This window comes from Devosia sp. (assembly GCF_017744655.1).
GTDB lineage: Bacteria > Pseudomonadota > Alphaproteobacteria > Rhizobiales > Devosiaceae > Devosia.
In genome coordinates this window covers 312529-331950 of record NZ_JAGIAW010000002.1, presented here as the reverse complement: position 1 = coordinate 331950, position 19422 = coordinate 312529, and the positions used below count along the sequence as shown (strand labels likewise).

Here is a 19422-nt window from a genome sequence, read left to right as displayed (position 1 = left end):
GTGTCTGGGCCAAGGCCAAATCGACGACCGCGACACGTCGCGCCATTCTTCGATTGTCTAATTTGTATTGATTGTCTAATTTTGGACTATGCCAACGATCAATTCTGATGACCGGTTGCGATGGCAGATTACACGCGCCAGCGGTCAATCCTGAAATACTACCGCCGCTTTCATCGACGCATCCTGACATGTATGAAGGCCGGAAAGAGAAAGGATGCGGCTTGGCAGCGACGCGCCCTTTTCATACCTCCAAAACCGCACTTTCGCTTCGAGAAAGCGGCCATCGCCGCTGTCCACCTCCGGGAACCACATTGGGGTGGGCCGCCGCCCTCAAGTCAGTGTGCGTGTGGAGTTTGCCCCTAAATGCGCCCACTCACTTGGTTCGATCGGATCGGGCAACTGCTGCGTCACGCCGGCCAAATCCCATTGGCGGTCTCGTCCCTTACGACAATCTGCACTTCGAATCGTGAGTGTCGAAAGGCCTCGTCTAGCAGCACGTCCAGCATCACCCTCGGAAACGCCGTCGGGCGCCTGCTTGGCCGGCATTCCTGAAATAGTCCTCCGCCAGAAAGCGCAGCTTATTAACGACTGGTGCCGATGTGATCGGGGATGGCCTTTCCGGGCCGGTTGCAGCGTTTGCGGCGTCGGTGCTGATGTTGTGTTGATAGCAGAGGTATAAGAGGAGGGCGCCGGACCTGACTGAGGACGCGTGGCCCCGAGCGCATCGAGAACGGCATCGAAGCGCGACAGATCGATCGTCGCGGCTTGGGCGGTGCGACGTGACCGTACCTCCGGCGGCATCCGGTCATGGATGTTCTCACCTTCGAGCGTAGCTCGGTGGAAATGCACCAGTTCCCCATAGATGGAATCGAGGTTGTCACCCAGTTGAAGCTCCTCGCGGGCACGACGGGTGATCTTGGCGCCGACATTGCTGAGTGCCCTTCGCCGGACCAGATCGGCGCCGGTCATGTCCTTGGGCTTGCGCAATTGCTCGTCAATAAGCTGCCCGTCAGATGCATGAGCGCGTCCTTGGGCTCCGTGCTCAGCAATTCCTCGAACACCGCAAGCGCCTCTAGACCCCATTTGAGCGCTGTCACCCGGTCCTTGGTCCTGAGCGACATCCGCACCGCGTCTCCTTCCGCCTGCCTCTTACAGGCATGTGGGATTCGTTTGCGAACATAATAGACCGCACCGATCTTTTCGACATAGGCGCACTTGGCGGCCATGCTCATCTCCGACTCCAGAACCAACTAGGCCGAAGAGCGAAACGACACATGCATGATGCGTGTGTATGAGGCCCAAAGATTTTCCGGGAGCCTAATTCACTGAAATCACTGACTTTTATGGGGTGGCGGAGAGGAAGGGATTCGAACCCTCGAGGCCCTTCCGGACCTGCACCCTTAGCAGGGGTGTGCCTTCGACCACTCGGCCACCTCTCCAACGCGGTCGGGTCTAGCGGGAGGGGCCTTTTATGGCAAGAGGTTTTTGGGTGGAGGCCGAGATTGTCGGGCAAATCAGGGTTCGCGCAGTTTCGGCTGGCTTCGTGGCGATTTGTTTGACCTTCGCGTGGAGGCAAAGATAGGTTTCTCGGCGGCGATTGGAAACGAATCGCGGCTCAAGGCGGCTGAGGCGGACATGACGATTTGTGGCAGAGCGATGAGCCTGGTGCAGTGGACCATCGCGTGCTGGTTGGGCGTTGCTAGCGGGGCGCTGGCACAGACGGAAGCACCGCAATATCCGTTTCCGCCCTCGCCGGTGGAAGGCGTCTGGCGGGCGCAGCTTTTGTCCGAGGTGACAATCCAGGTCTGCGAACTGGGCTATTGCGGTTTTCTGACGACGATCGTGGTGCCCTCCGAGGGTTTGAGCCCCGAGGAGGCCGCGGCGGCGGCTACCATGTCGCCCGACCAGTTTTTCGACTATCGCAATGAAGACCCGACACTGCGCAACCGGCCAATGCAGGATCTTCATATGCTGACGCTGCGCCCCGGGGACAAGCCGACGATCTTCGACGGCGAAATCTACAACCCGCAGGATGGCAAAACCTATTCGGGCTATGTGGAACTGACCGGGCCGGACACGATGCGGCTCAATGGCTGCGTGCTCTATAATGTCATCTGCCGCGGCGAAGACTGGGTTCGCGTGCCGCAGGCGGAGCTCGATGCGCGGCTGGCGGAAGAACAGGCGGCCCAATAGAGGCCTTTTCTCGCATTTCGGGATGGGCCCCGGCTTTCGCCGGGGTGACATCCGTTGATTTGCCTAGCGAGCGCGCTGGTTGAAAAGAACCTTCTGCGCTTCCTTGTCGTCGGCGAGGCTTTTGGCCGGGACGTCCTTGCCCCAATTGAGGCCGCGGGTGACGGCGGGACGGGCGGCCATGCGTTCGAGCCAGGCATGGACGTGGGGGAATTCTTCCTTGGTGATGCCATAGCGCTCCCAGGCCTGGGCCCAGCCGATAGAGGCGATGTCGGCAATGGTATATTCGCCGGTGATGTATTCCTTGCCGGCAAGCTGCTTGTTCAGCACGCCGAACAGCCGGTGCGTTTCGTCATTGTAGCGCTTGATGGCGTAGGGAATCTTTTCGGGCGCATAGACCGAGAAGTGATTGTTCTGGCCGAGCATGGGGCCAAAGCCACCGACCTGCCAGAAGAGCCATTCGTCGACCTTCACCTGGGCGCGCGGATCGGTCGGGTAGAGCTTGCCGAATTTCAGGCCGAGATATTTGAGGATCGCGCCGGATTCGAAGATCGAGATCGGCTCGCCGCCCGGACCTTCGGGGTCGACGATTGCGGGAATCTTGTTATTGGGCGAAATGGCCAGGAATTCGGGCGTGAACTGCTCGCCCTTGCCGATGTCGATGCGATGATAGTTCCACGGCACGCCCAGCTCTTCGAGCATGATGTGCACCTTCTGCCCGTTGGGCGTGGGGAGGGAATAGGCTTCGATCGGCTTGGTCTGGGTGGTCATGAGCACCGTCCTCGTTTGGATGAAACAGGTATATCGGTGTTTTACGATGAAGAGCAAGGTCGGGCGCGAGGAGCATCGGTCGTTTGGGGTTGGGGGGTAGGGAGGAGAGTGGTTGGGGGAGGTTTGGTCAAGGGGTAGCGGTCGGGAGGGCTTGTGCGAGGGTTTGGCCGGAACCAGCCTAGCCTGGCACCGGTCTGTGCACTCTCGGGCGCCATTGCCGAAAGAGCTGGAAGCTCTTGCCATGAAACAGAGGTTCCCGCTTTCGCGGGAATGACACCGCGGGTTGGGGAGGAACACGGGCAAGTTGGAACGGGACGTCACCATGGAGGCGTGTGCTGAGTTGAAAAAGCATTGTTGGTGACAAGACCTTCCTGAACCATTGGAGGCCTAGTTTAGTCGCTTTGGGAGCAACGGGGATAAGTTGCCTGGCCAACGGTACGGCCATAGAAGGTTCGAGACCGCCTCTAGGAGCGCCTTGGTCTCTAAATGCAGCGCCACCCACCGGCTGTCATCCCGGCCTGCGCCGGGGTGACATCGGAGCGTGTGGTTGCTTCAGTGCGCAGGCGGGAGGTCCTACTCCCGCATCAGCCGCATTTGCGGTTGGCCATTGCCGCGCAAAGCGGGTGAGAGGCCGTGGATGTCGACCGTGGCGGTGACGCGCTGGCGGTGCGCCGCGAACATGAAGGTTGGGGTGACGTTGACCGGTTCGTCGAACTGGATGGTCACCTTGTGGTGCTGCATGTCGGTGGACAATTGCAGGCCGATAAGCAGGCCGCGGAAAGGCTGTTCCAAATAGAAGCCTTTGACGCGCATGCCGACCTGGAAGGGCACGGCGACGCGATCGGGCAAGGCCGCGCGGGCCGTGTTCCAATCGCGATAACCGTGACTGCGGGCGACCTCTTCGAGGGCGGCGCTATGGGTGATCGGCTGGCCGGATCTGGCGCGGGTTTCGCGCAGGTTCTTGGCCTCGGATTTGAGGGTCTGGGCCGAAGGGGTATCGAGAGAGAAAGACATGAAAGGTCATCTCCTGAAAGGAGGCGACTGGTCCATGGGTGCCCGCTTTGCCATGATGCGCCTCGGAGAAAACCGAAGTGTCACGTTCTTTCGGCTGAGCTTCACCATGGACAGATGTCCGCGAGCGGCAGGCGCCAGCAACCGAAGGCGTAAATGCGCTTCATGGGCTGGGAAGTCAAGATCGGCCGATCAATCGGGGTGATGGCGGCGATCAGACAATTGTGTTGGGCTGACAGCGCAGGGCGGTCTAGGAACATGTGTCTGTCTCTGGTGTTTTCATGACCGAAATTCTGCTGCTCCTTGCCGGCCTTCTTGGCGGCGCCGTCAATTCGCTGGCCGGTGGCGGCTCGTTCATTGTTTTCCCGGCGCTGCTCTTTGCCGGCGTGCCGCCGGTGCTCGCCAATGCGTCGAATACCTATGCAGCCCTGCCCGGCTATGTGAGCGGCGCGGTGGGCTATTGGAAATCGGTGGCGCCCTACAAGGATCGGCTCGTCATCTATGGGCTGATCGCGGCTGTATTCGGCTATGTCGGGGCGGAACTGCTGCTGGTGGTTTCGGACGAGCAGTTCTCCAAGGTTGTGCCCTGGCTGATGGCCTTTGCGGTGCTGTCCTTCATCTTCGGCAATCGCATCAACGCGACGCTGCGGGCGCGCGGCGGTGGGCGGAGCGGGATGAAGCTGCTGGGGACGGTGTTAATCCTCTCATTGCTGGCGGCCGTGTCGGTCTATGGCGGGTTCTTCAATGCCGGGCTCGGCATTCTGCTGCTCGCTTTCCTCGCCATGGCGGGGATGAGTGACATGCATGCGATGAACGGGCTGAAGCTCTTCATCTCCTCGACCATCGCCGTCGTGGCTGTGGCGCGGTTCGTGCTCAATGGCACGATTGACTGGTATCATGGCTCGATTGCGCTGGTGGGGGTGACGGCCGGTGGCTATGTGGCGGCGCGGCTGGCGCGGTACATTCCGACGCAGTGGATCAGGATCGGCGTGATCGTCTATGGGATCGCGATGACGCTCTACTTCTTCTGGACGGCTTACGGCGCCCAGGGCTGAGCGCCGGATGGCGATCTTCGCCTCCGGTTTGGCTGGTGGACGGAACCTCGGAGCGGCAGGCGCTTCGTGGATAGTAAAAGTATGAAGCGTCGCCGCTCCGAGGTGCCAATTTTTCGGACAGCCCGGAATCGCGCCCTTTGATCGCTCGTCGCAGGGGACGCCGGACCCGAACGCGCGGATGGAGACGATCCACCACGGTTGGCCCTCCCCGCTACTGTCGTCTGCAGACCGTCCGTGCGGAGTTGTGAGGGAGATAATGGCAGAAATTTCGAGGGCGGGGATAAGTTGGATAGATTTGCTGCCTACACCTGCCACGGCGTCATCCCCGCGAAAGCGGGGATCTCTGTTTTCGGGTGGGAGATTCCCGCTTTCGCGGGAATGACGTGGTGATAGAGGGGGGCGAGATGGATTGCCGGGACAAGCCCGGCAATGACGACGGACGAGATAGTGGTGCTTGCCTAAGGCCCCCTCACCCGGCTTGCTTCGCAAGCCGACCTCTCCCCCATATGGAGAGGTGAAGAAGGTCCGGTGGTGGCTAGAGCGAGGCGATCACTTTAAAGCCCGCTGTCTTGAGCGCTTCTGCCAGCGCCCTGCCCTCTGCCTGCCAGTCTTCACCCGGCAAAACGCTGGCCAAAGGGTCGTCGCGGTTGAACGTGGCCTGAAACACGTCGTCCCATGCCACGAGGCGCGCCAAAAGGGCCGGTGGCAGCTTTAGGTCGCGGGGGTCGAGATTATCACCCGTCTCGTGATCCCAAAGGGGCCAGCATTCCCATTCGGGGGCGAGGCGGAGGCGCATTAGTTGGATTTTCGAATCCAAACGGCTGCGTCGTGGAAGGGGGCGCCGCCGAAGGGGGGCGCGGGCTGTGCTGATGTCAGCATATTGATGCCCTGGCCGCCGCGATGGGCCTTGTTGCGGTGTAGGCCCTCGGCGATGAGCGTGCCACTGGGCAGGCCATCGAATAGGCGCGCTGTAAGCTGCACCTCGCCGCGATGATTGCCGACGGTGACGGGTTCGCCATCGATGATGTGGTGGGCGGCAGCGTCAGTGGGGTGGATGAACACCGAGGGTTCGCCCTCGCGCTTCAGACTGCCGGGGGTCTGGTTGAACGAGGAGTTGAGGAAGGCGCGGGCGGGACTGGTGGCGAGCTTGAAGGGGTGCTCGGCATCGGTCTTTTCGGTGATGTCCCAATGGTCCGCGAAGCGCGGCATGATTGCGGGGTCACAGACCCAGCGATAGCCCTTCTTTTTCGCGACTGCGTCCCAATCGGGCTCGAAGCGGAAGCGGCCGTCGGGCCAGCCGAAGCCCTTGGCGAAGCGGGCGACATCGTCGGGGCGTTCCTTGTCGATGAAGCCGGTTTTCTGGACTTCTTCGATGGTGGGGAGGCCCGAGCGGGCGAAGGTTTCGGCGACGACTTCGCGGTCAGTGGTAGTGAAGGTCGGATCGTCACTGCCGAGGCGCAGGGCCAAGGCGTTGATGACTTCGTGATTGGAGCGGGCTTCGCCGGGCGCCTCGACGACGGCGGGGCCGAAGAGAATGCGGGTGTGGCCGCCGCGGGTGTAATAGTCGTTATGTTCGAGGAACATGGTGGCGGGCAGGACGATGTCGGCCAATTCGGCCGTTTCGGTCATGAACTGCTCGTGGACGACGAGGAAGAGGTCGTCGCGGAGGAAGCCCTGGCGCACCAGCGTTTGGTCAGGGGCGACGCAGGCCGGGTTGGTGTTTTGCACGATCATGGCGTGGACCGGGGCGCCATTCTGCAGCGCCGCGGCATTGCCGGTGAGGATAGGGCCGACCTCGGACATGTCGAGGAGGCGCGGCGTGCCCTTTTGCAGGTGCGTGCCTTCGAGGCGGGACTTGTCGAGGCCCCAGGTGCCGGAATTGGAATGGAAGGCGCCGCCGCCGCGGTGCTGCCAGGCGCCTGTCATGGCGGGGATGGAGAGCGCGGCGTGCATGGCTGTGGCGCCATTGGTCTGGCGGGAGAAGCCGTAGCCGAGGCGGAAGAAGGTTTTGGGCGTATTGCCGACGAGGTGGGCGAAGGCTTCAATTTCCGGGACCGAGAGACCCGTCACTTCCGAAGCCCATTCGGGGGTGCGCGTCTGCAAGTGCGCTTCGAAATCGGGCGAGACGTCCGTGTATTTTTCCATATAGACGCGGTCTGCGAGGCCATCGCGCAGGAGGACGTGCATGGTGGCGGCTGCGAGCGCGCCATCGGTGCCGGGGCGGACGACGAGGCCCATATCGGCCTGGTCCATGGTGGCGGTGCGGTAGATGTCGACCACCACGATTTTCGCGCCGCGGGTTTTCCGGGCCTTCATGGCGTGGGTCATGACATTGACCTGAGTGTGCACCGCATTGGTGCCCCAGATGACGACGCAATCGCTCTCGGCCATCTGTTCGGGGTTTACGCCGCCGAGGAGGCCGGTGCCCGCTACGTAACCGGGCCAGGCAAGGCCGGTGCAGATGGTGTCGTATTGGTGGGAATAGCCGCGGACGGCGCGCAGGCGCTCGATGCCGTCGCGATGCACATGGCCCATGGTGCCGGCGTAGAAATAGGGCCAGATGGATTCGGGGCCGTGCTGTTCCTCGATGGCGAGGAAGCGGGTGGCGATTTCGTCCAGCGCTTCATCCCAGGAAATGCGCTGCCACTGCCCTGCCCCCTTGGGGCCAACGCGGCGCATGGGATGGGTCAGGCGCTCGGGGTGATGAATGCGCTCGGCATAGCGGGCGACCTTTTCGCAGATGACGCCGGCCGTATAGGGATCGTCCTTGGCGCCGCGGACGCGACCAACCTTGCCATCGGGGAGAATGTCCACATCGAGCGCACAGACCGATGGGCAATCGTGCGGGCAGACGGAGCGGATGGTATGGTGGGGCGTGGGGGCGTTCATGGGCGGAAATTAAAGGAGCCCGCGGCGCGCGACAATCGCATTGTGCTTATGGGTGAAATAAGGGGCGCTGATGCGCCCCTTTTCGTCACAGGGTGGCGAAGGCCTTGGTGGCCGTTTCAGCGTTGCGCTGGGCGCGGGTGGCAGCGTGTTTGGCGAGCTGGGAGGCGCCGCCGTGGAACTGGGAGAAGGTGATGCGGCCCGAGGTGCCGGTGATGGTGATGCCGCGCCAATTGGGGCTGACGGAACGAACATCGGCCCAATCGATGGTCGTCTGGCTGCCCCGGGCAGTACGCTGGGTCACCTGGCGATTGTCCCAGCGGGTATTGGTGAAGAGCCCGGCCATGCCTATGCCGAGCGAACCGCCGGCAAGGAGGAGCACGGCAAGGTAGGTAGCGATGAGCTGGGTGGTGTCCACTGCGCTGCCCATGAAGATGACGGCGGAGAGGAGCACCGCTGCCAGGGCGGCCGAGCCGTAGCAGGCGAAATATTCGACGAGCGAGGGGCGCAGCTCGGACCAGCCGCCTTCGACCGTGATGCCTTCTTCGGGCTGGACGAGGCGCAGGGCCAGGAATGCGGCATAACCAAAGGCCACCACGCCAGCAGCGCGGGAGAGCGGCAGATGGGCCGTCATGGGCAAATATTTGAGGGCAATAAGAAGGGTAATCACGAAAAGGGGCAAAGCCACTTCCTGCCAACGCAAGGGCACGCTTGTATCTCCAACAGGTACGAAGCCGGTGACGCATATCGGCGAGTGAATATCGTGAAGAGTACAGAGCCAAAGTGATTTGACCATTCACATTTCCGCCATAAGGCAGAAGGCTGCACTCAAGGACTGCCGCATGTTGCGAATGCGCAACCTTGCGCTTTGATTCAATTGCCTCAAATTCAGATTCAACGGCTTGCCATTGCGATTCCGAGAAAGAGAACAACATATTGAAACGGCACGAATTTTTTGAGGTGACACGCGTGCTCGCCGCTGCGGCTTGACCCTGTGGGCGGCCCGGCCAATATTGGCGGCGTGCGTACGGCTTGGGGGAGGCTGGAATGGATCTGTTTGCGGCCGAAACGGCGCCCTTCGCGGTTGCTCTGGGGCTTACCCTTGCCATTGCGCTGATCGAACTGGCCGGTGTGCTGATTGGGCTGAGCCCGAGCGAGGCCATTGACAGTACCCTGCCTGATGCGGATGCCGATGCATCCGGGCTCGAACTGGGGCCGCTGAGCCAGTTTCTCAACTGGATGAGTTTTGGCCGGCTGCCGGCGCTGGTGGTGCTCATTCTTGTTACCACCAGTTTTGGGCTTGGCGGCTATGTGCTGCAGGAAGCCATGCGGCGGATTTTTGGGTTCGCGCTGGAGCCTGCCATTGCCAGCATGCCGGCTGCGATCTTCTCGTTGTTCGTCACCCATCATCTGGGCCACTGGCTAGGGAAGCTGATGCCGCGGGAGGAGACTGACGCCGTCAGCACGGCGGACTTCATCGGCCGGGTGGCCACGGTATTTCGCGGCACGGCCAGCTTCGGCAAACCGGCCGAGGCCAAACTCACCGATATTCATGGCAAGACGCACTATGTGCTGGTCGAGCCCGATGACGTGCAGCAGCTGCTCTCCGAAGGCTCGGAAGTAGTGCTGGTGCGTCGTGAGGGCCATGTGTTTCGCGCCATCGTCCGGCTCAAGCCGGTGCAGTGATGGCAAAGGTCAAGACGCCGGCCACGGGTGACCCATCCGATCCGCCGATAGTTCAGGCGCCAATAGAACAACCGACTACGCCGCTTACCCTTCAGACGACAGGCCCCGCCCCCACCAGCCAGGAGACTTTCGCCTTGTCCCAGACCCTTCTCGATATTCTCATCATCATCGCTGTCATTCTGGTGGCGTTGTTTGCCATTGGCCTCGTCGTCTCGCGGCTCTATCGCCGGTCGTCCAAGGAGGTCAGCTTTGTGCGCACCGGCTTTGGCGGGCAGAAGGTGATCATGAATGGCGGCGCTCTGGTGTTTCCGGTGCTGCATGAGCAGATCCCGGTGAACATGAACACGCTGCGCCTCGAAGTGCGGCGCGCCAACGAGCAGGCGCTGATCACCAAGGATCGCATGCGCGTCGACGTGCAGGCGGAATTTTATGTGCGGGTGCAGCCGGTGGTGGAATCCATCGCCAATGCGGCGCAGACGCTGGGTCGCCGCACCATGGAACCGGCGGCGCTGAAGGAGCTTGTGGAAGGCAAGTTCGTCGACGCCCTCCGCGCTGTGGCCGCCGAAATGGCGATGGAAGAATTGCACGAGCAGCGCGTCAATTTTGTGCAGAAGGTGCAGGCGGCGGTTTCCGAGGACATTCTGAAAAATGGTCTTGAGCTTGAATCGGTGTCGTTGACCGGGCTCGACCAGACCAATCGCGAATTCTTCAACCCTGACAATGCCTTCGACGCTGAGGGCCTGACCAAGCTGACGCAGGCGATCGAAGAGCGGCGCAAGACGCGCAACGATATCGAGCAGGAAACGCAGGTTCTGATCGAGCGCCGGAATCTCGATGCCGAGCAGCAGAAATACCAGATCGCGCGCGACAAGGAATTTGCTCGGCTGGAGCAGGAGCGCGAAATCCAGGTGCGCATGGCCGAGCAATCGGCGCTGATCAAGCAGCAGCAATCGGAGCGCGAACGTGAGGCCGAAGAGGCGCGCATTCTGGCGGCGCAGCAGGTGCGGCAGGCCGATATCGCTTCGGAACAAGTGGTGAAGGAGCGAGAGATCGCGACGGCGCTGGCGGTGGAAGCGGCGGCGGTGGAGAAGGCCAAGCAGATCGCGCTGGCCGAGCAGGCTCGCGATATTGCGGTGTCGATCAAGAGCAAGGAAAAGTCAGTTGCCGATGCGGCGGCTGACGAGGCTCGCGCGCTGGCGGCGAGGGCAGCGGAAGAGGTGACGACTTCGCGGCAGACGGCGGTTGCCGAGCGTGAGAAGGCCATTCAGCTGATCGAAGCGCGCAAGGCGGCTGAGCAGCAGGCGATCAGCATCACTGTGGCGGCTGAGGCGGAAAAGGCCGCGGCGGCCGACCGGGCCGAGGCCATCCGTATTGCGGCAGAGGCCGATGCCGAAAAGCAGCGTGTGGGGGCCAAGGGTTCGGCCGATGCCGAACTGCTGCGGGCCGAGGCCTTGGCTGCGACGTATAAGGTTGAGGCGGAGGGCAAGCGGACGATCAACGAGGCGAGCAATACACTTTCGGCAGAGCAGATCGCCATGCAGGTGCGGGTAAAGCTGATCGAGGCGCTGCCCCAGATCATCGCTGAAAGCGTCAAGCCGATGCAGAATATCGACGGGATCAAGATCCTGCATGTCGATGGGCTGAATGGGGCGGGTGGCGCTGTTGCGTCGGGCGAGGCGACCAATGGTGGCGGAGGGCTGGCAGACCAGGCCGTGGCGGCAGCACTGCGCTATCGGAGCCAGGCGCCGCTGATCGATGCGCTGATGAGTGAGCTGGGGATTGCCGGCGGGACGCTGGACGGGCTGGCGAGTTCGGTGACACAAGGATCGCCGGTGGAGCCGAAGGGGCGGAAGTAGGTTCTAAAGATCCACAATCACGCGGCAGCATCTTTGCTTGGTCAATTTTCCACCGCGTCATTCCCGCGAAAGCGGGAATCCCTCTCTGGTGTTTGAAACAGAGATTCCCGCTTTCGCGGGAATGACGCGGTGCATGTGGAGGGCGAGGGGGCCATTGCCCCCTGCCCTATGATGTCGCGGTTGCAGGGGCGCCAACCACCGATGCGGCGCCTTCTTCTTCGGCCTTGATTTCGGCTTCGGGCTCCTTGCGCAGCGTGCTGGAAAGAGGCCGTTCTTCGAGGAGGAAGGTCAGACCGAAGGCGAGGATAGCGGCGCCGGCGGCGGTGAAAAAGACCGGATGCAGGGCGCCGGCGAAGGCTTCGAGCACCATGTTGCGGGTCGCCTCTGGCAGGGCAGCGACAGCCTGGGCGCTGAAGCTGCTGGCGCCACCGCCCGCCGGCATGGCATCGCCGAGGCGCGCAGCGAGACCGCTCGAGAAGATGGCGCCGAAGACCGACACGCCGATGGAGCCGCCGATCTGGCGGAAGAGCGTGGTGCCGGCGGTGGCGGCACCGACGACGTCACGGGGCACTGCGTTTTGCGTGGCGGTGACGCTGACGCTGTTGACGGGGCCAATGCCTGTTCCAACCAGGAACATGTAGATGGCGACCAGCCAGGACGGGGTATCAAGCTGCATGGAACCGAGCAGCATCAGGCCCATGATCAGGACGAAGGTCGAGAGGCGCGGCAGGATGCGGTAGCGGCCGGTGCGGGTCATGAAGAAGCCCGAGAGGGTCGAGGCGCCGATCAGGCCGATCATCATGGGCACGAGCTGTAGCGCGGATTCGGTGGGCGAAATGCCCTTGGCGAGCTGCAGATACATGGGGAGGAACGTGATCGAGCCGAACATGGCCATGCCGACGAGGAAGCCGATGGCATTGGTCACTGCAAACGTATTGTTGCGGAAAAGCGAGAGCGGCAGGACCGGTTCGGCGGCGCGGGACTCGACCCAGAGGAAGGTGCCGAGCGCGGCGACCGCGAAGACAATGAGGCCGATGATTTCGACCGAGGCCCAGGCGAAAGTGTTGCCGCCAAGCGAGGTGGCGAGCACAAAGGCGGTGAGGCCGCCCGAGAGCAGGACGAAACCGGCATAGTCGATGCTGTGCGAGACGCGATCGGCGCGCGGCTTCAGGGCCACGGCGATGACGGCGAGCGCCAGAATGCCGAGCGGCAGGTTGATGAGGAAAATCCACTGCCAGGAAATGTGCTCGACGATGATGCCGCCGAGCAGCGGGCCGACAACGGTGGCAACACCGAAGACGGCGCCGAACAGGCCCTGCACCTTGCCGCGCTGGCGCGGGGGGATGATGTCGGCAACCACGGTCATGGCGACGACCATGAGGCCGCCACCGCCGAGACCCTGAATGGCGCGGGCGAAGATGAGGAATGTCATGGAGCTGGCCGTGGCCGAAAGCACGGCGCCGACCAGGAAGATGACGATGGCGGCCTGTAGCACGATCTTGCGGCCGTAGAGGTCGCCGAGCTTGCCATAGATTGGCGCCACGACGGTGGAACTCAGGAGATAGGCGATGACCACCCAGGTCAGGTGATCGAGCCCGCCGAGCTGGCCGACAATGGTGGGAAGAGCAGTGGAAACAATGGTTTGGCCAAGCGAGGCCAGAAGCAGGGTTACGGCAACGGCGCCGATAACCAGCTTGGTCGACTGGTCCTGCGGCGCTTCGGCCGGTTGAATGGGTTGAGACATTGGGGCAATCCTCAAAATAGAGAGGACCGGCGCCCGGCGTCGGCCCTTGCGAAATGAATTCTGACGGCATAAATGTGCTGCAAGCAATTACATGTCAATAGCATGCAATTGCAGATAGCATGCAAAACTGCGGGGGCTGCCATGCCGCTGAGTGTAGAAAACGAGATGAACAAGGTGTTGATGCAGGCCGGGCTCGATGCCGAAACCGCCGAGGCGGTGGTGGAAATCGACGGCCTGATGCAGAAGTGGCGGCGGCGCGCGCAAAAACGCGAGCTGGGTCAGCGGGCGCTGGTGCATCTCAAGATCGAGCTGGATCTGGCGCAACTGGATGTGTTGTTCGCCATTGCCGGGCCGATGGACTCGGCCGAAGCGCCGGGCGAAACCATGGTGGCGACGGTGGCCGAGCGGATCAATATCGACCCGTCACGCGCCAGCCGCCTCGTGAGCGACATGGTAGACCAAGGCTATGCGCGCCGGGCGGTGAGCCAGGCGGATGCGCGACGGACCATTATCGAATTGACCGAACGCGGACGGGCTGTGGTGGAAGCGGTGCGCGCCTACAAATTCCTAGTCATGGGCGATTTCCTGGGCGAATGGAGCAAGGAGGACCTTGCCGTGTTTGTGCCACTGCTCAAGCGCTTTGGGACCTGGATGGACGGCATCGATCCGGCGGCGGAAAAGCATGCGGACGAAGTCGCCGCGCTGGCCGAAGGGATTGCGCGGGCGGGCGTGCGGGAGCCGGCATAGACAGGACGACACAACACATTTGGTTGCCGTCATTGCCGGGCTTGTCCCGGCAATCCATCTCGGCAAGCCATGGACCACCGGGACAAGCCCGGTGGTGACGATCGAGAATAGACCTCTTGAAAACTACGGACTGCTAGTGCGTTCGCATGTCGTATTCGGCGGCGGCTTCGCCCGAGACCGGGTCGGTGACGCCGAGATCGCCGCCGAGGTCTTCCAGCATTGGCCGCAGGCCATCGAGCGACTTGATCATGGCCGGGCGGGCTTTGACGATGCTGTCAAAACCATCCCATTCGCCCAGAACGCAATAGGAGCGGTCGCCGGTCTTGACGAGGCTGAAGCGACGCATGCCTGCGGCCTTCAATTCCTCTCCGACCGTTTTCAGCAAAGCATCGTGATGGGCAATAAACGCGTTTTCCGAACCGGGTTTCACCCGCATACGCACGATATTGTAGGCCGTCATCAAGGGCCTCCCATGTTGGCCGCCCAGGCCCACGGGACCTGACGCGGAGTTTTCATTCTACTCCTCTGAAAGGGCCTATCACAGCGGATTTCGAGCTATCGAAATCGATTTCGATGGACGAAATGTGGGTCCGGCGCTAGGTCTTGCCGCTCTCTGGGAGGGGACAATGACTGCGAGACCACGCTTGCCGGTGACGGCATTGCTCGGAACGAACATGTTCTTTTCGGGCGTCACCTATGCCGCCACCATGCCCTATGCCTCGCTCGTGGGCGTCGACACGCTCGGCATGTCGCCAGGCTGGTTTGCCTCGGTCATGGCGGGCGGGTCGATATTGGGCACGCTGGTGTCGCTGACGCTGGGCTATATTTCCGACAAGCTGCCCGACCGGCGCTTGCTGGTGTTGGCGACTGCCCTGGCCGGGATCATTGCCCATGGCATGATCTATGTCTGGCCGACGCAGCTCAGCTTCATGATCGCCATGGCACTGGTCATGCCGGTTGCCGGCGCCTGCTATGGGCAGTGCTTTGCCTATGTGCGCGTCTACTATGTGACGCATGATCCCAAGCGCGCTGATTTCATGGTCACGGCGCTGCGCATGGTGTTTACGCTCGCCTGGATCGTCGTGCCGCCGCTGGCGGGCTGGATCGCGGCGGAGTTCGATATTTTCAATGTCTATCTGGCTTCGTCGCTGAGCTATGCGGCCGTGGCGGCGATCTTTGCGCTGCTGATGGCAGACAAGGCGACCGCGGTGCAGATGCCGCCGCCGGTGCGGGCGGAGGGGGCGTCGCTGCTGTCCACTTTCGCCCTGCCCTTCGGTACGCTTGCTGGTCTCGCGGGGCTGGTGGTGATGACCGCGGCCATGCGCATCCTGACCTTTACGGTACCGCTATTCATCGTTGGCGATCTCGGCGGGAGCGTTACCGATGTGGGCTTTTATGCTGGGCTCACCGCCGCGATCGAGGCGCCGTGCATGCTGCTGCTCGCCTATCTCACTACCAGGTGGACCAAGGAAACGCTGCTGGCTGCAGCAGGTCTGGTGATGGCGGCGTTTATCGGCATTTCCAGCATTCTCACAAGCATGACGGCGTTTTACTGGCTGCTGCTGCTCAATGGGCTGGGGACGGCGGCGCTGATGAGCGTCAACATCCCCTATGTGCAGGATGCGATCAAAGGCCGGGTGGGCCTTTCGACATCGCTGATGGATGTCGTGGCCATTGCCGCTAACCTGTTGGGGGCGACGGCCTTCGGACTGCTGACGACGGGCGGGAATTATCGCTTTGCGTTGATGGTGGGCGCCGGCGTTGCCGTTGTGGGCGCAGCGATCATGGCTTTTGGCAATGTTTCGCGGCTTGGCGAATTGCGGACGGCAGAGGCGACCTAGCGTTTTTGACCATAGAATAAATCCCCGCCCGAGGGCGGGGATAGATTTCATGCTTAGTCCTGAGCGCGGGGCTTCTTGTGGTCCTTGGACTTGGGCTTGCGCGGGGCATCGCCCTCGGCCGGCTTGGACCACTTTGGCTTGCCCTTGTTCTTGTCAAAGGGTTTTTGTTCCTTTGGCTTGAAGGACTTGGCGGGACGCGGCGCGTCGGCGGCGGGGGCCGAGAAATCGTCGGGACGGAGATTTCCGGAGCCATAGCGCTGCTTGCGGTCGGCCTTCTCGGGGCGCGGCGCAGTGGGGTCATAGGGGGCCGGCGGACCGGGGGGACGGCGCTTGGACTGCGGTTTTTGTTCGGTGGGACCGTCGATGGCGGAGATGTAGACGCCCTTTTCGCCGGTGCCGTTCTTGCCGACACTTTTGAGGAAACTATCCACTTTATCCGCCGCGACTTCGAAGATGGTCTCGGTGTCGAAAATGCGGATGGAGCCGATGGCGCCCTTGGTGACGCCGCCAGCCTTGCAGATCATGGGCAAAAGCCAGCGTGGCTCGGCTCTTTGCTTGCGGCCAACCGTGACCTTGAACCAGGTGCCGCCGGCAAAAGCTTCGCGGGTGCGGGGCTCGCGCTTGTCGAAATCGGTGACGAGCGTTGCCGAGATATCCTCGGGGATCGGGCGGGCGGTGAGCTGCAGGCGGAGGTATGCCGCAGCCAGGGCCTCCGGTGTCCATTTGGCTAGCAGACTGTCCACACTTGGACGCTCGTCATCGGTGATTACGTCACTCAAAAGCGAATTGGTGAGGATGGACTCGCGATAGCGCGCGTCGATGGCCTCGGCGGTCGGCGGCGCGATGTTCTCGGCTTCGATCTTTGCGGTGCGCAGGATCGACTGGGCGACGCGGCGGCGATGGGTCGGGGAGATGACGACGCAGGTGCCCTTGCGACCGGCTCGGCCGGTACGGCCGGAGCGGTGCAGCAGGGTTTCGGCGTTCATCGGCAGCTCGGCATGGATGACGAGGTCGAGATTGGGCAGGTCGATGCCGCGGGCAGCGACGTCGGTGGCGACGCAGATGCGGGCGCGACCATCGCGCATGGCCTGGAGGGCATTGGTGCGCTCGGCCTGGCTCAGTTCGCCCGAGAGGGTGACGACGTCGAAGCCGCGGTTCTGGAGGCGGGCGGAGAGGTGCTTTACCGCTTCGCGGGTGGAGGCGAAGACGATGGTATTGGTGCTTTCGTACCAGAGCAGCGTGTTGATGACGGCGTTTTCGCGCTCGTCGGCCGGCACGGTCATCAGCTTGTAGTCGATGTCGGCGTGCTGCTCGCCCGACGAAGTCGCGGTGATGCGCAAGGCATTGCGCTGGAAGGTTTCGGCGAGCTTGGCAATCGGCTTGGCGACCGTTGCCGAGAAGAGAAGCGTGCGGCGTTCTTCGGGGGCGGTTTCGAGGATGAATTCGAGATCTTCGCGGAAACCGAGGTCGAGCATTTCGTCGGCTTCATCGAGCACGACGGCGCGGAGCGAGGACATGTCGAGGGCGCCGCGGGTGATGTGATCGCGGAGGCGACCCGGCGTGCCGACGACGATGTGGGCGCCATGCTGGAGGGCGCGGCGCTCGGTGCGCGGGTCCATGCCGCCGACGCAGGAGACGATGCGGGCGCCCATCTTGGCATAGAGCCATTCAAGTTCGCGCTGGACCTGCATGGCCAGTTCGCGGGTCGGGGCGATGACGAGGGCCAATGGCACTTCGGCGCGGGGGAGAATTTCGGCGCCGTCGAGGATGGTGGGGGCAATCGCCATGCCGAAGGCGACGGTCTTGCCCGAACCGGTCTGGGCGGACACGAGGAGATCGCGGCCATCGGCCTCGTCCTCGATCACCGCGGACTGAACCGGGGTCAGGTTTTCGTAACCCTTGGCCGTGAGGGCGGCAGCGATAGGGGCGAAGATGTTTTCAGGCAGGGACATAAAGGGGCTTTCGTAAAGCGGAATAGCCCCGGTGAGCGCGATGCCGTTCCCAAGAGGCGGCATCTTCGCTGGCAGAAGGGCTTTTGTGGCGCCGGATTCCCCACCATTTCGGGGAGCGTCGTCGGTCCTGTTTGTACATTCTAGCACAAACAAGCAAAAAGGCCGCCCGGCTGGGCGGCCTGATTTTGGTGCTGTCTACCGTCCGAGCTTCTCCTGCGCAATGCGCGGGACTGCATGAGGGGCAAGGCCCCTCCGCATGGCTCGGCCAGCGAACTTATTCCTTCGGCTGCTTGCGCAGCTCGGAGACGGGCTTGCCCTTGAAACCCCAATTTTCAAGCGGGACTTCATCGATGACGACGAAGGTGCTTTCGGGGTTCTTGTTGAGCACGCGGACCATGATCTCCGTAATGCCCGCGATCACTTCGGCCTTTTGTTCGGCGGTAACGCCGTCGTCGAGAATGCGGACATTAACGTAGGGCATCGGCCCCTCCTAGGGTTGGTGGTGTTCAGCTCTCAAATCGCTCCACCGGAGCGATTTGCCGGTCGGCTAGCGCCGACCGTCGTGACTTACCCAACCAGTTCGTCGTCGGTGAAAAAGAACTTGATTTCCTGGGCAGCGGTTTCCGGAGCGTCCGAGCCGTGGACCGAGTTTTCGCCGACGGAGAGGGCGAATTCCTTGCGGATGGTGCCGTCAGCAGCGTTTGCCGGGTTGGTGGCGCCCATGATTTCGCGGTTCTTGAGGATTGCGCCTTCGCCTTCGAGGACCTGGACGACAACCGGGGAAGCGATCATCTGCTCGACGAGTTCGCCGAAGAAGGGACGTTCCTTGTGAACAGCGTAGAAGCCTTCGGCCTGAGCGCGGGTCATGTGGATCTTCTTGAGCGCGATCGGACGCAGACCGGCGTCTTCGAACTTGGTCAGGATCTTGCCGATGAGGTTACGACGGACGGCATCGGGCTTGATGATGGAGAAGGTGCGTTCAATCGCCATGGCGGAAGAAATCCTGCTTGTGCTTGGAAAGGTGGGGCCTTTTAGCGGGAGAGTTTGACGGAGGCAAGACGGGGTGCGCGCGGCAATTGCAGTGAGATTGCGCAGGAACGGATTTTGTCCTAAGCCGATTGCCGTTGGCACCGTCCTTCTCGTTTCAAATCCGAAACCGCCCTACCCTTTCCGGCACCGTCTGACACGTTGCGGCAGGTTTCCAAAGAAGGAGGTTGTGCGATGAATGATATCGCCGACCACGGCGTCCGCTTTGGACGAATTGCTGCAATGCTTCCCGTCTCCGACATGGCCAAGGCGGAGGCGTTTTATGCCGACATTCTCGGCTTTACCAAGGTGTTCGAGAACGGCACTCCTGTCGGCTTCATGATCCTGAAGCGCGACGCGGCAGAATTACATCTCACCTTGCAGCGGCAGCATAAGGCGGCTGACTTCAATGTCGCGCATTTGCTGGTCGATGATGCGGAGGCGCTGTTCGCGCTGTGCCAGGGGGCCGGGCTCAGGATCATCAAGGGTCTTAAGGACAAGGACTATGGCCTGCGTGCCTTTGTCTTCGAGGACCCGGATGGCAACAGGATCGATGTGGGCCAGATCATCGAACGCGTCGCCACAGAAGGATAGCTAGGCGGTTCCCCGAGTGAATGTGGGCCTCTGCGTCAAACAGAGGTTCCCGCTTTCGGGGAA

At 62.1% G+C, this 19422-nt stretch carries 19 protein-coding genes and 1 tRNA gene; 7 read left to right on the top strand and 13 right to left on the bottom strand.

Features of this window, described 5'->3' with window-relative positions:
* Positions 1-330: 330 nt before the first annotated feature.
* From J7557_RS07530 to J7557_RS07520, 3 genes are all read right to left on the bottom strand, one after another.
* Complete coding sequence (locus J7557_RS07530) at positions 331-987, bottom strand: hypothetical protein (RefSeq protein WP_291418898.1); 657 nt, start codon at positions 985-987, stop codon at positions 331-333.
* The gene (locus tag J7557_RS07525) at positions 966-1232 is read right to left on the bottom strand and encodes a DUF6538 domain-containing protein (protein WP_291418896.1); all 267 of its coding nucleotides are present in this window, start codon (positions 1230-1232) and stop codon (positions 966-968) included. Before J7557_RS07525 ends, J7557_RS07530 begins: the two co-directional genes overlap by 22 nt.
* A 117-nt stretch (positions 1233-1349) precedes the next feature.
* Positions 1350-1439 (bottom strand) — tRNA-Ser (locus tag J7557_RS07520).
* A 217-nt stretch (positions 1440-1656) separates the two neighbouring features.
* Between J7557_RS07520 and J7557_RS07515 the strand changes: the two genes are divergently transcribed.
* Positions 1657-2193, top strand: coding sequence for a DUF2147 domain-containing protein (locus J7557_RS07515; RefSeq protein ID WP_291418894.1), 537 nt, complete (start codon positions 1657-1659; stop codon positions 2191-2193).
* A gap of 63 nt (positions 2194-2256) precedes the next feature.
* Here J7557_RS07515 and J7557_RS07510 read toward each other — a convergent pair whose 3' ends face one another.
* Together J7557_RS07510 and J7557_RS07505 are read right to left on the bottom strand one after the other, a co-directional pair.
* The gene (locus J7557_RS07510) at positions 2257-2961 is read right to left on the bottom strand and encodes a glutathione S-transferase N-terminal domain-containing protein (protein WP_291418892.1); all 705 of its coding nucleotides are present in this window, start codon (positions 2959-2961) and stop codon (positions 2257-2259) included.
* Positions 2962-3534: 573 nt separating this feature from the next.
* Complete coding sequence (locus J7557_RS07505) at positions 3535-3975, bottom strand: glyoxalase superfamily protein (protein ID WP_291418890.1); 441 nt, start codon at positions 3973-3975, stop codon at positions 3535-3537.
* Between the two features lie 278 nt (positions 3976-4253).
* On the opposite strand from J7557_RS07505, the gene J7557_RS07500 reads away from it, so the two are divergent.
* Entirely contained in the window at positions 4254-5027 is a 774-nt protein-coding gene (locus J7557_RS07500; protein WP_291418889.1) for a sulfite exporter TauE/SafE family protein, read from the top strand.
* Positions 5028-5562: 535 nt separating this feature from the next.
* On the opposite strand, the gene J7557_RS07495 is transcribed toward J7557_RS07500, so the two are convergent.
* The 3 genes from J7557_RS07495 to J7557_RS07485 form a co-directional block, all read right to left on the bottom strand.
* Positions 5563-5823 carry a hypothetical protein gene (locus tag J7557_RS07495; RefSeq protein ID WP_291418887.1) on the bottom strand — a complete coding sequence of 87 codons (261 nt, stop codon included), beginning with the start codon at positions 5821-5823 and terminating at the stop codon, positions 5563-5565.
* Positions 5823-7916: a molybdopterin-dependent oxidoreductase gene (locus J7557_RS07490; protein ID WP_291418885.1), complete on the bottom strand. Its 2094-nt coding sequence runs from the start codon at positions 7914-7916 to the stop codon at positions 5823-5825. Before J7557_RS07490 ends, J7557_RS07495 begins: the two co-directional genes overlap by 1 nt.
* An 85-nt stretch (positions 7917-8001) precedes the next feature.
* A complete protein-coding gene (locus tag J7557_RS07485; RefSeq protein WP_291418883.1) occupies positions 8002-8622 on the bottom strand; it encodes a hypothetical protein in 621 nt (206 codons plus the stop codon).
* Between the two features lie 338 nt (positions 8623-8960).
* On the opposite strand from J7557_RS07485, the gene J7557_RS07480 reads away from it, so the two are divergent.
* The gene (locus J7557_RS07480; RefSeq protein WP_291418881.1) at positions 8961-9599 is read left to right on the top strand and encodes a YqiJ family protein; all 639 of its coding nucleotides are present in this window, start codon (positions 8961-8963) and stop codon (positions 9597-9599) included.
* 134 nt (positions 9600-9733) lie between these two features.
* On the top strand, positions 9734-11455 hold the full coding sequence (locus tag J7557_RS07475; RefSeq protein WP_291418879.1) for a flotillin domain-containing protein: 1722 nt from the start codon (positions 9734-9736) through the stop codon (positions 11453-11455).
* Positions 11456-11621: 166 nt separating this feature from the next.
* Here J7557_RS07475 and J7557_RS07470 read toward each other — a convergent pair whose 3' ends face one another.
* Complete coding sequence (locus J7557_RS07470; protein ID WP_291418877.1) at positions 11622-13199, bottom strand: MDR family MFS transporter; 1578 nt, start codon at positions 13197-13199, stop codon at positions 11622-11624.
* A 141-nt stretch (positions 13200-13340) separates the two neighbouring features.
* Here J7557_RS07470 and J7557_RS07465 point away from each other — a divergent pair, with 141 nt between their 5' ends.
* On the top strand, positions 13341-13946 hold the full coding sequence (locus J7557_RS07465; RefSeq protein WP_291418875.1) for a MarR family transcriptional regulator: 606 nt from the start codon (positions 13341-13343) through the stop codon (positions 13944-13946).
* Positions 13947-14079: 133 nt separating this feature from the next.
* Here the strand turns inward: J7557_RS07465 and J7557_RS07460 are convergent, their stop codons facing one another.
* A complete protein-coding gene (locus J7557_RS07460; RefSeq protein WP_291418874.1) occupies positions 14080-14406 on the bottom strand; it encodes a DUF718 domain-containing protein in 327 nt (108 codons plus the stop codon).
* 166 nt (positions 14407-14572) lie between these two features.
* Between J7557_RS07460 and J7557_RS07455 the strand changes: the two genes are divergently transcribed.
* The gene (locus tag J7557_RS07455; protein WP_291418872.1) at positions 14573-15787 is read left to right on the top strand and encodes an MFS transporter; all 1215 of its coding nucleotides are present in this window, start codon (positions 14573-14575) and stop codon (positions 15785-15787) included.
* 53 nt (positions 15788-15840) lie between these two features.
* On the opposite strand, the gene J7557_RS07450 is transcribed toward J7557_RS07455, so the two are convergent.
* From J7557_RS07450 to ndk, 3 genes are all read right to left on the bottom strand, one after another.
* On the bottom strand, positions 15841-17739 hold the full coding sequence (locus tag J7557_RS07450) for a DEAD/DEAH box helicase (protein ID WP_291418870.1): 1899 nt from the start codon (positions 17737-17739) through the stop codon (positions 15841-15843).
* Positions 17740-18013: 274 nt separating this feature from the next.
* Positions 18014-18220: a 4-oxalocrotonate tautomerase family protein gene (locus J7557_RS07445; protein WP_291418868.1), complete on the bottom strand. Its 207-nt coding sequence runs from the start codon at positions 18218-18220 to the stop codon at positions 18014-18016.
* Positions 18221-18306: 86 nt separating this feature from the next.
* Entirely contained in the window at positions 18307-18729 is a 423-nt protein-coding gene (ndk, locus tag J7557_RS07440) for a nucleoside-diphosphate kinase (RefSeq protein WP_035083733.1), read from the bottom strand.
* A 231-nt stretch (positions 18730-18960) separates the two neighbouring features.
* Between ndk and J7557_RS07435 the strand changes: the two genes are divergently transcribed.
* Entirely contained in the window at positions 18961-19359 is a 399-nt protein-coding gene (locus J7557_RS07435) for a glyoxalase superfamily protein (protein WP_291418866.1), read from the top strand.
* The last annotated feature ends 63 nt before the right edge of the window (positions 19360-19422 follow it).

What these genes read in the sequence shown, in the direction of transcription:
- J7557_RS07525 (WP_291418896.1), bottom strand. Translation starts at nt 1,232, where the DNA reads ATGAGCATGGCCGCCAAGTGCGCCTATGTCGAAAAGATCGGTGCGGTC.
- J7557_RS07515 (WP_291418894.1), top strand. Translation starts at nt 1,657, where the DNA reads ATGAGCCTGGTGCAGTGGACCATCGCGTGCTGGTTGGGCGTTGCTAGC.
- J7557_RS07510 (WP_291418892.1), bottom strand. Translation starts at nt 2,961, where the DNA reads ATGACCACCCAGACCAAGCCGATCGAAGCCTATTCCCTCCCCACGCCC.
- J7557_RS07505 (WP_291418890.1), bottom strand. Translation starts at nt 3,975, where the DNA reads ATGTCTTTCTCTCTCGATACCCCTTCGGCCCAGACCCTCAAATCCGAG.
- J7557_RS07500 (WP_291418889.1), top strand. Translation starts at nt 4,254, where the DNA reads ATGACCGAAATTCTGCTGCTCCTTGCCGGCCTTCTTGGCGGCGCCGTC.
- J7557_RS07495 (WP_291418887.1), bottom strand. Translation starts at nt 5,823, where the DNA reads ATGCGCCTCCGCCTCGCCCCCGAATGGGAATGCTGGCCCCTTTGGGAT.
- J7557_RS07490 (WP_291418885.1), bottom strand. Translation starts at nt 7,916, where the DNA reads ATGAACGCCCCCACGCCCCACCATACCATCCGCTCCGTCTGCCCGCAC.
- J7557_RS07480 (WP_291418881.1), top strand. Translation starts at nt 8,961, where the DNA reads ATGGATCTGTTTGCGGCCGAAACGGCGCCCTTCGCGGTTGCTCTGGGG.
- J7557_RS07470 (WP_291418877.1), bottom strand. Translation starts at nt 13,199, where the DNA reads ATGTCTCAACCCATTCAACCGGCCGAAGCGCCGCAGGACCAGTCGACC.
- J7557_RS07465 (WP_291418875.1), top strand. Translation starts at nt 13,341, where the DNA reads ATGCCGCTGAGTGTAGAAAACGAGATGAACAAGGTGTTGATGCAGGCC.
- J7557_RS07460 (WP_291418874.1), bottom strand. Translation starts at nt 14,406, where the DNA reads ATGACGGCCTACAATATCGTGCGTATGCGGGTGAAACCCGGTTCGGAA.
- J7557_RS07455 (WP_291418872.1), top strand. Translation starts at nt 14,573, where the DNA reads ATGACTGCGAGACCACGCTTGCCGGTGACGGCATTGCTCGGAACGAAC.
- J7557_RS07450 (WP_291418870.1), bottom strand. Translation starts at nt 17,739, where the DNA reads ATGTCCCTGCCTGAAAACATCTTCGCCCCTATCGCTGCCGCCCTCACG.
- J7557_RS07445 (WP_291418868.1), bottom strand. Translation starts at nt 18,220, where the DNA reads ATGCCCTACGTTAATGTCCGCATTCTCGACGACGGCGTTACCGCCGAA.
- ndk (WP_035083733.1), bottom strand. Translation starts at nt 18,729, where the DNA reads ATGGCGATTGAACGCACCTTCTCCATCATCAAGCCCGATGCCGTCCGT.
- J7557_RS07435 (WP_291418866.1), top strand. Translation starts at nt 18,961, where the DNA reads ATGAATGATATCGCCGACCACGGCGTCCGCTTTGGACGAATTGCTGCA.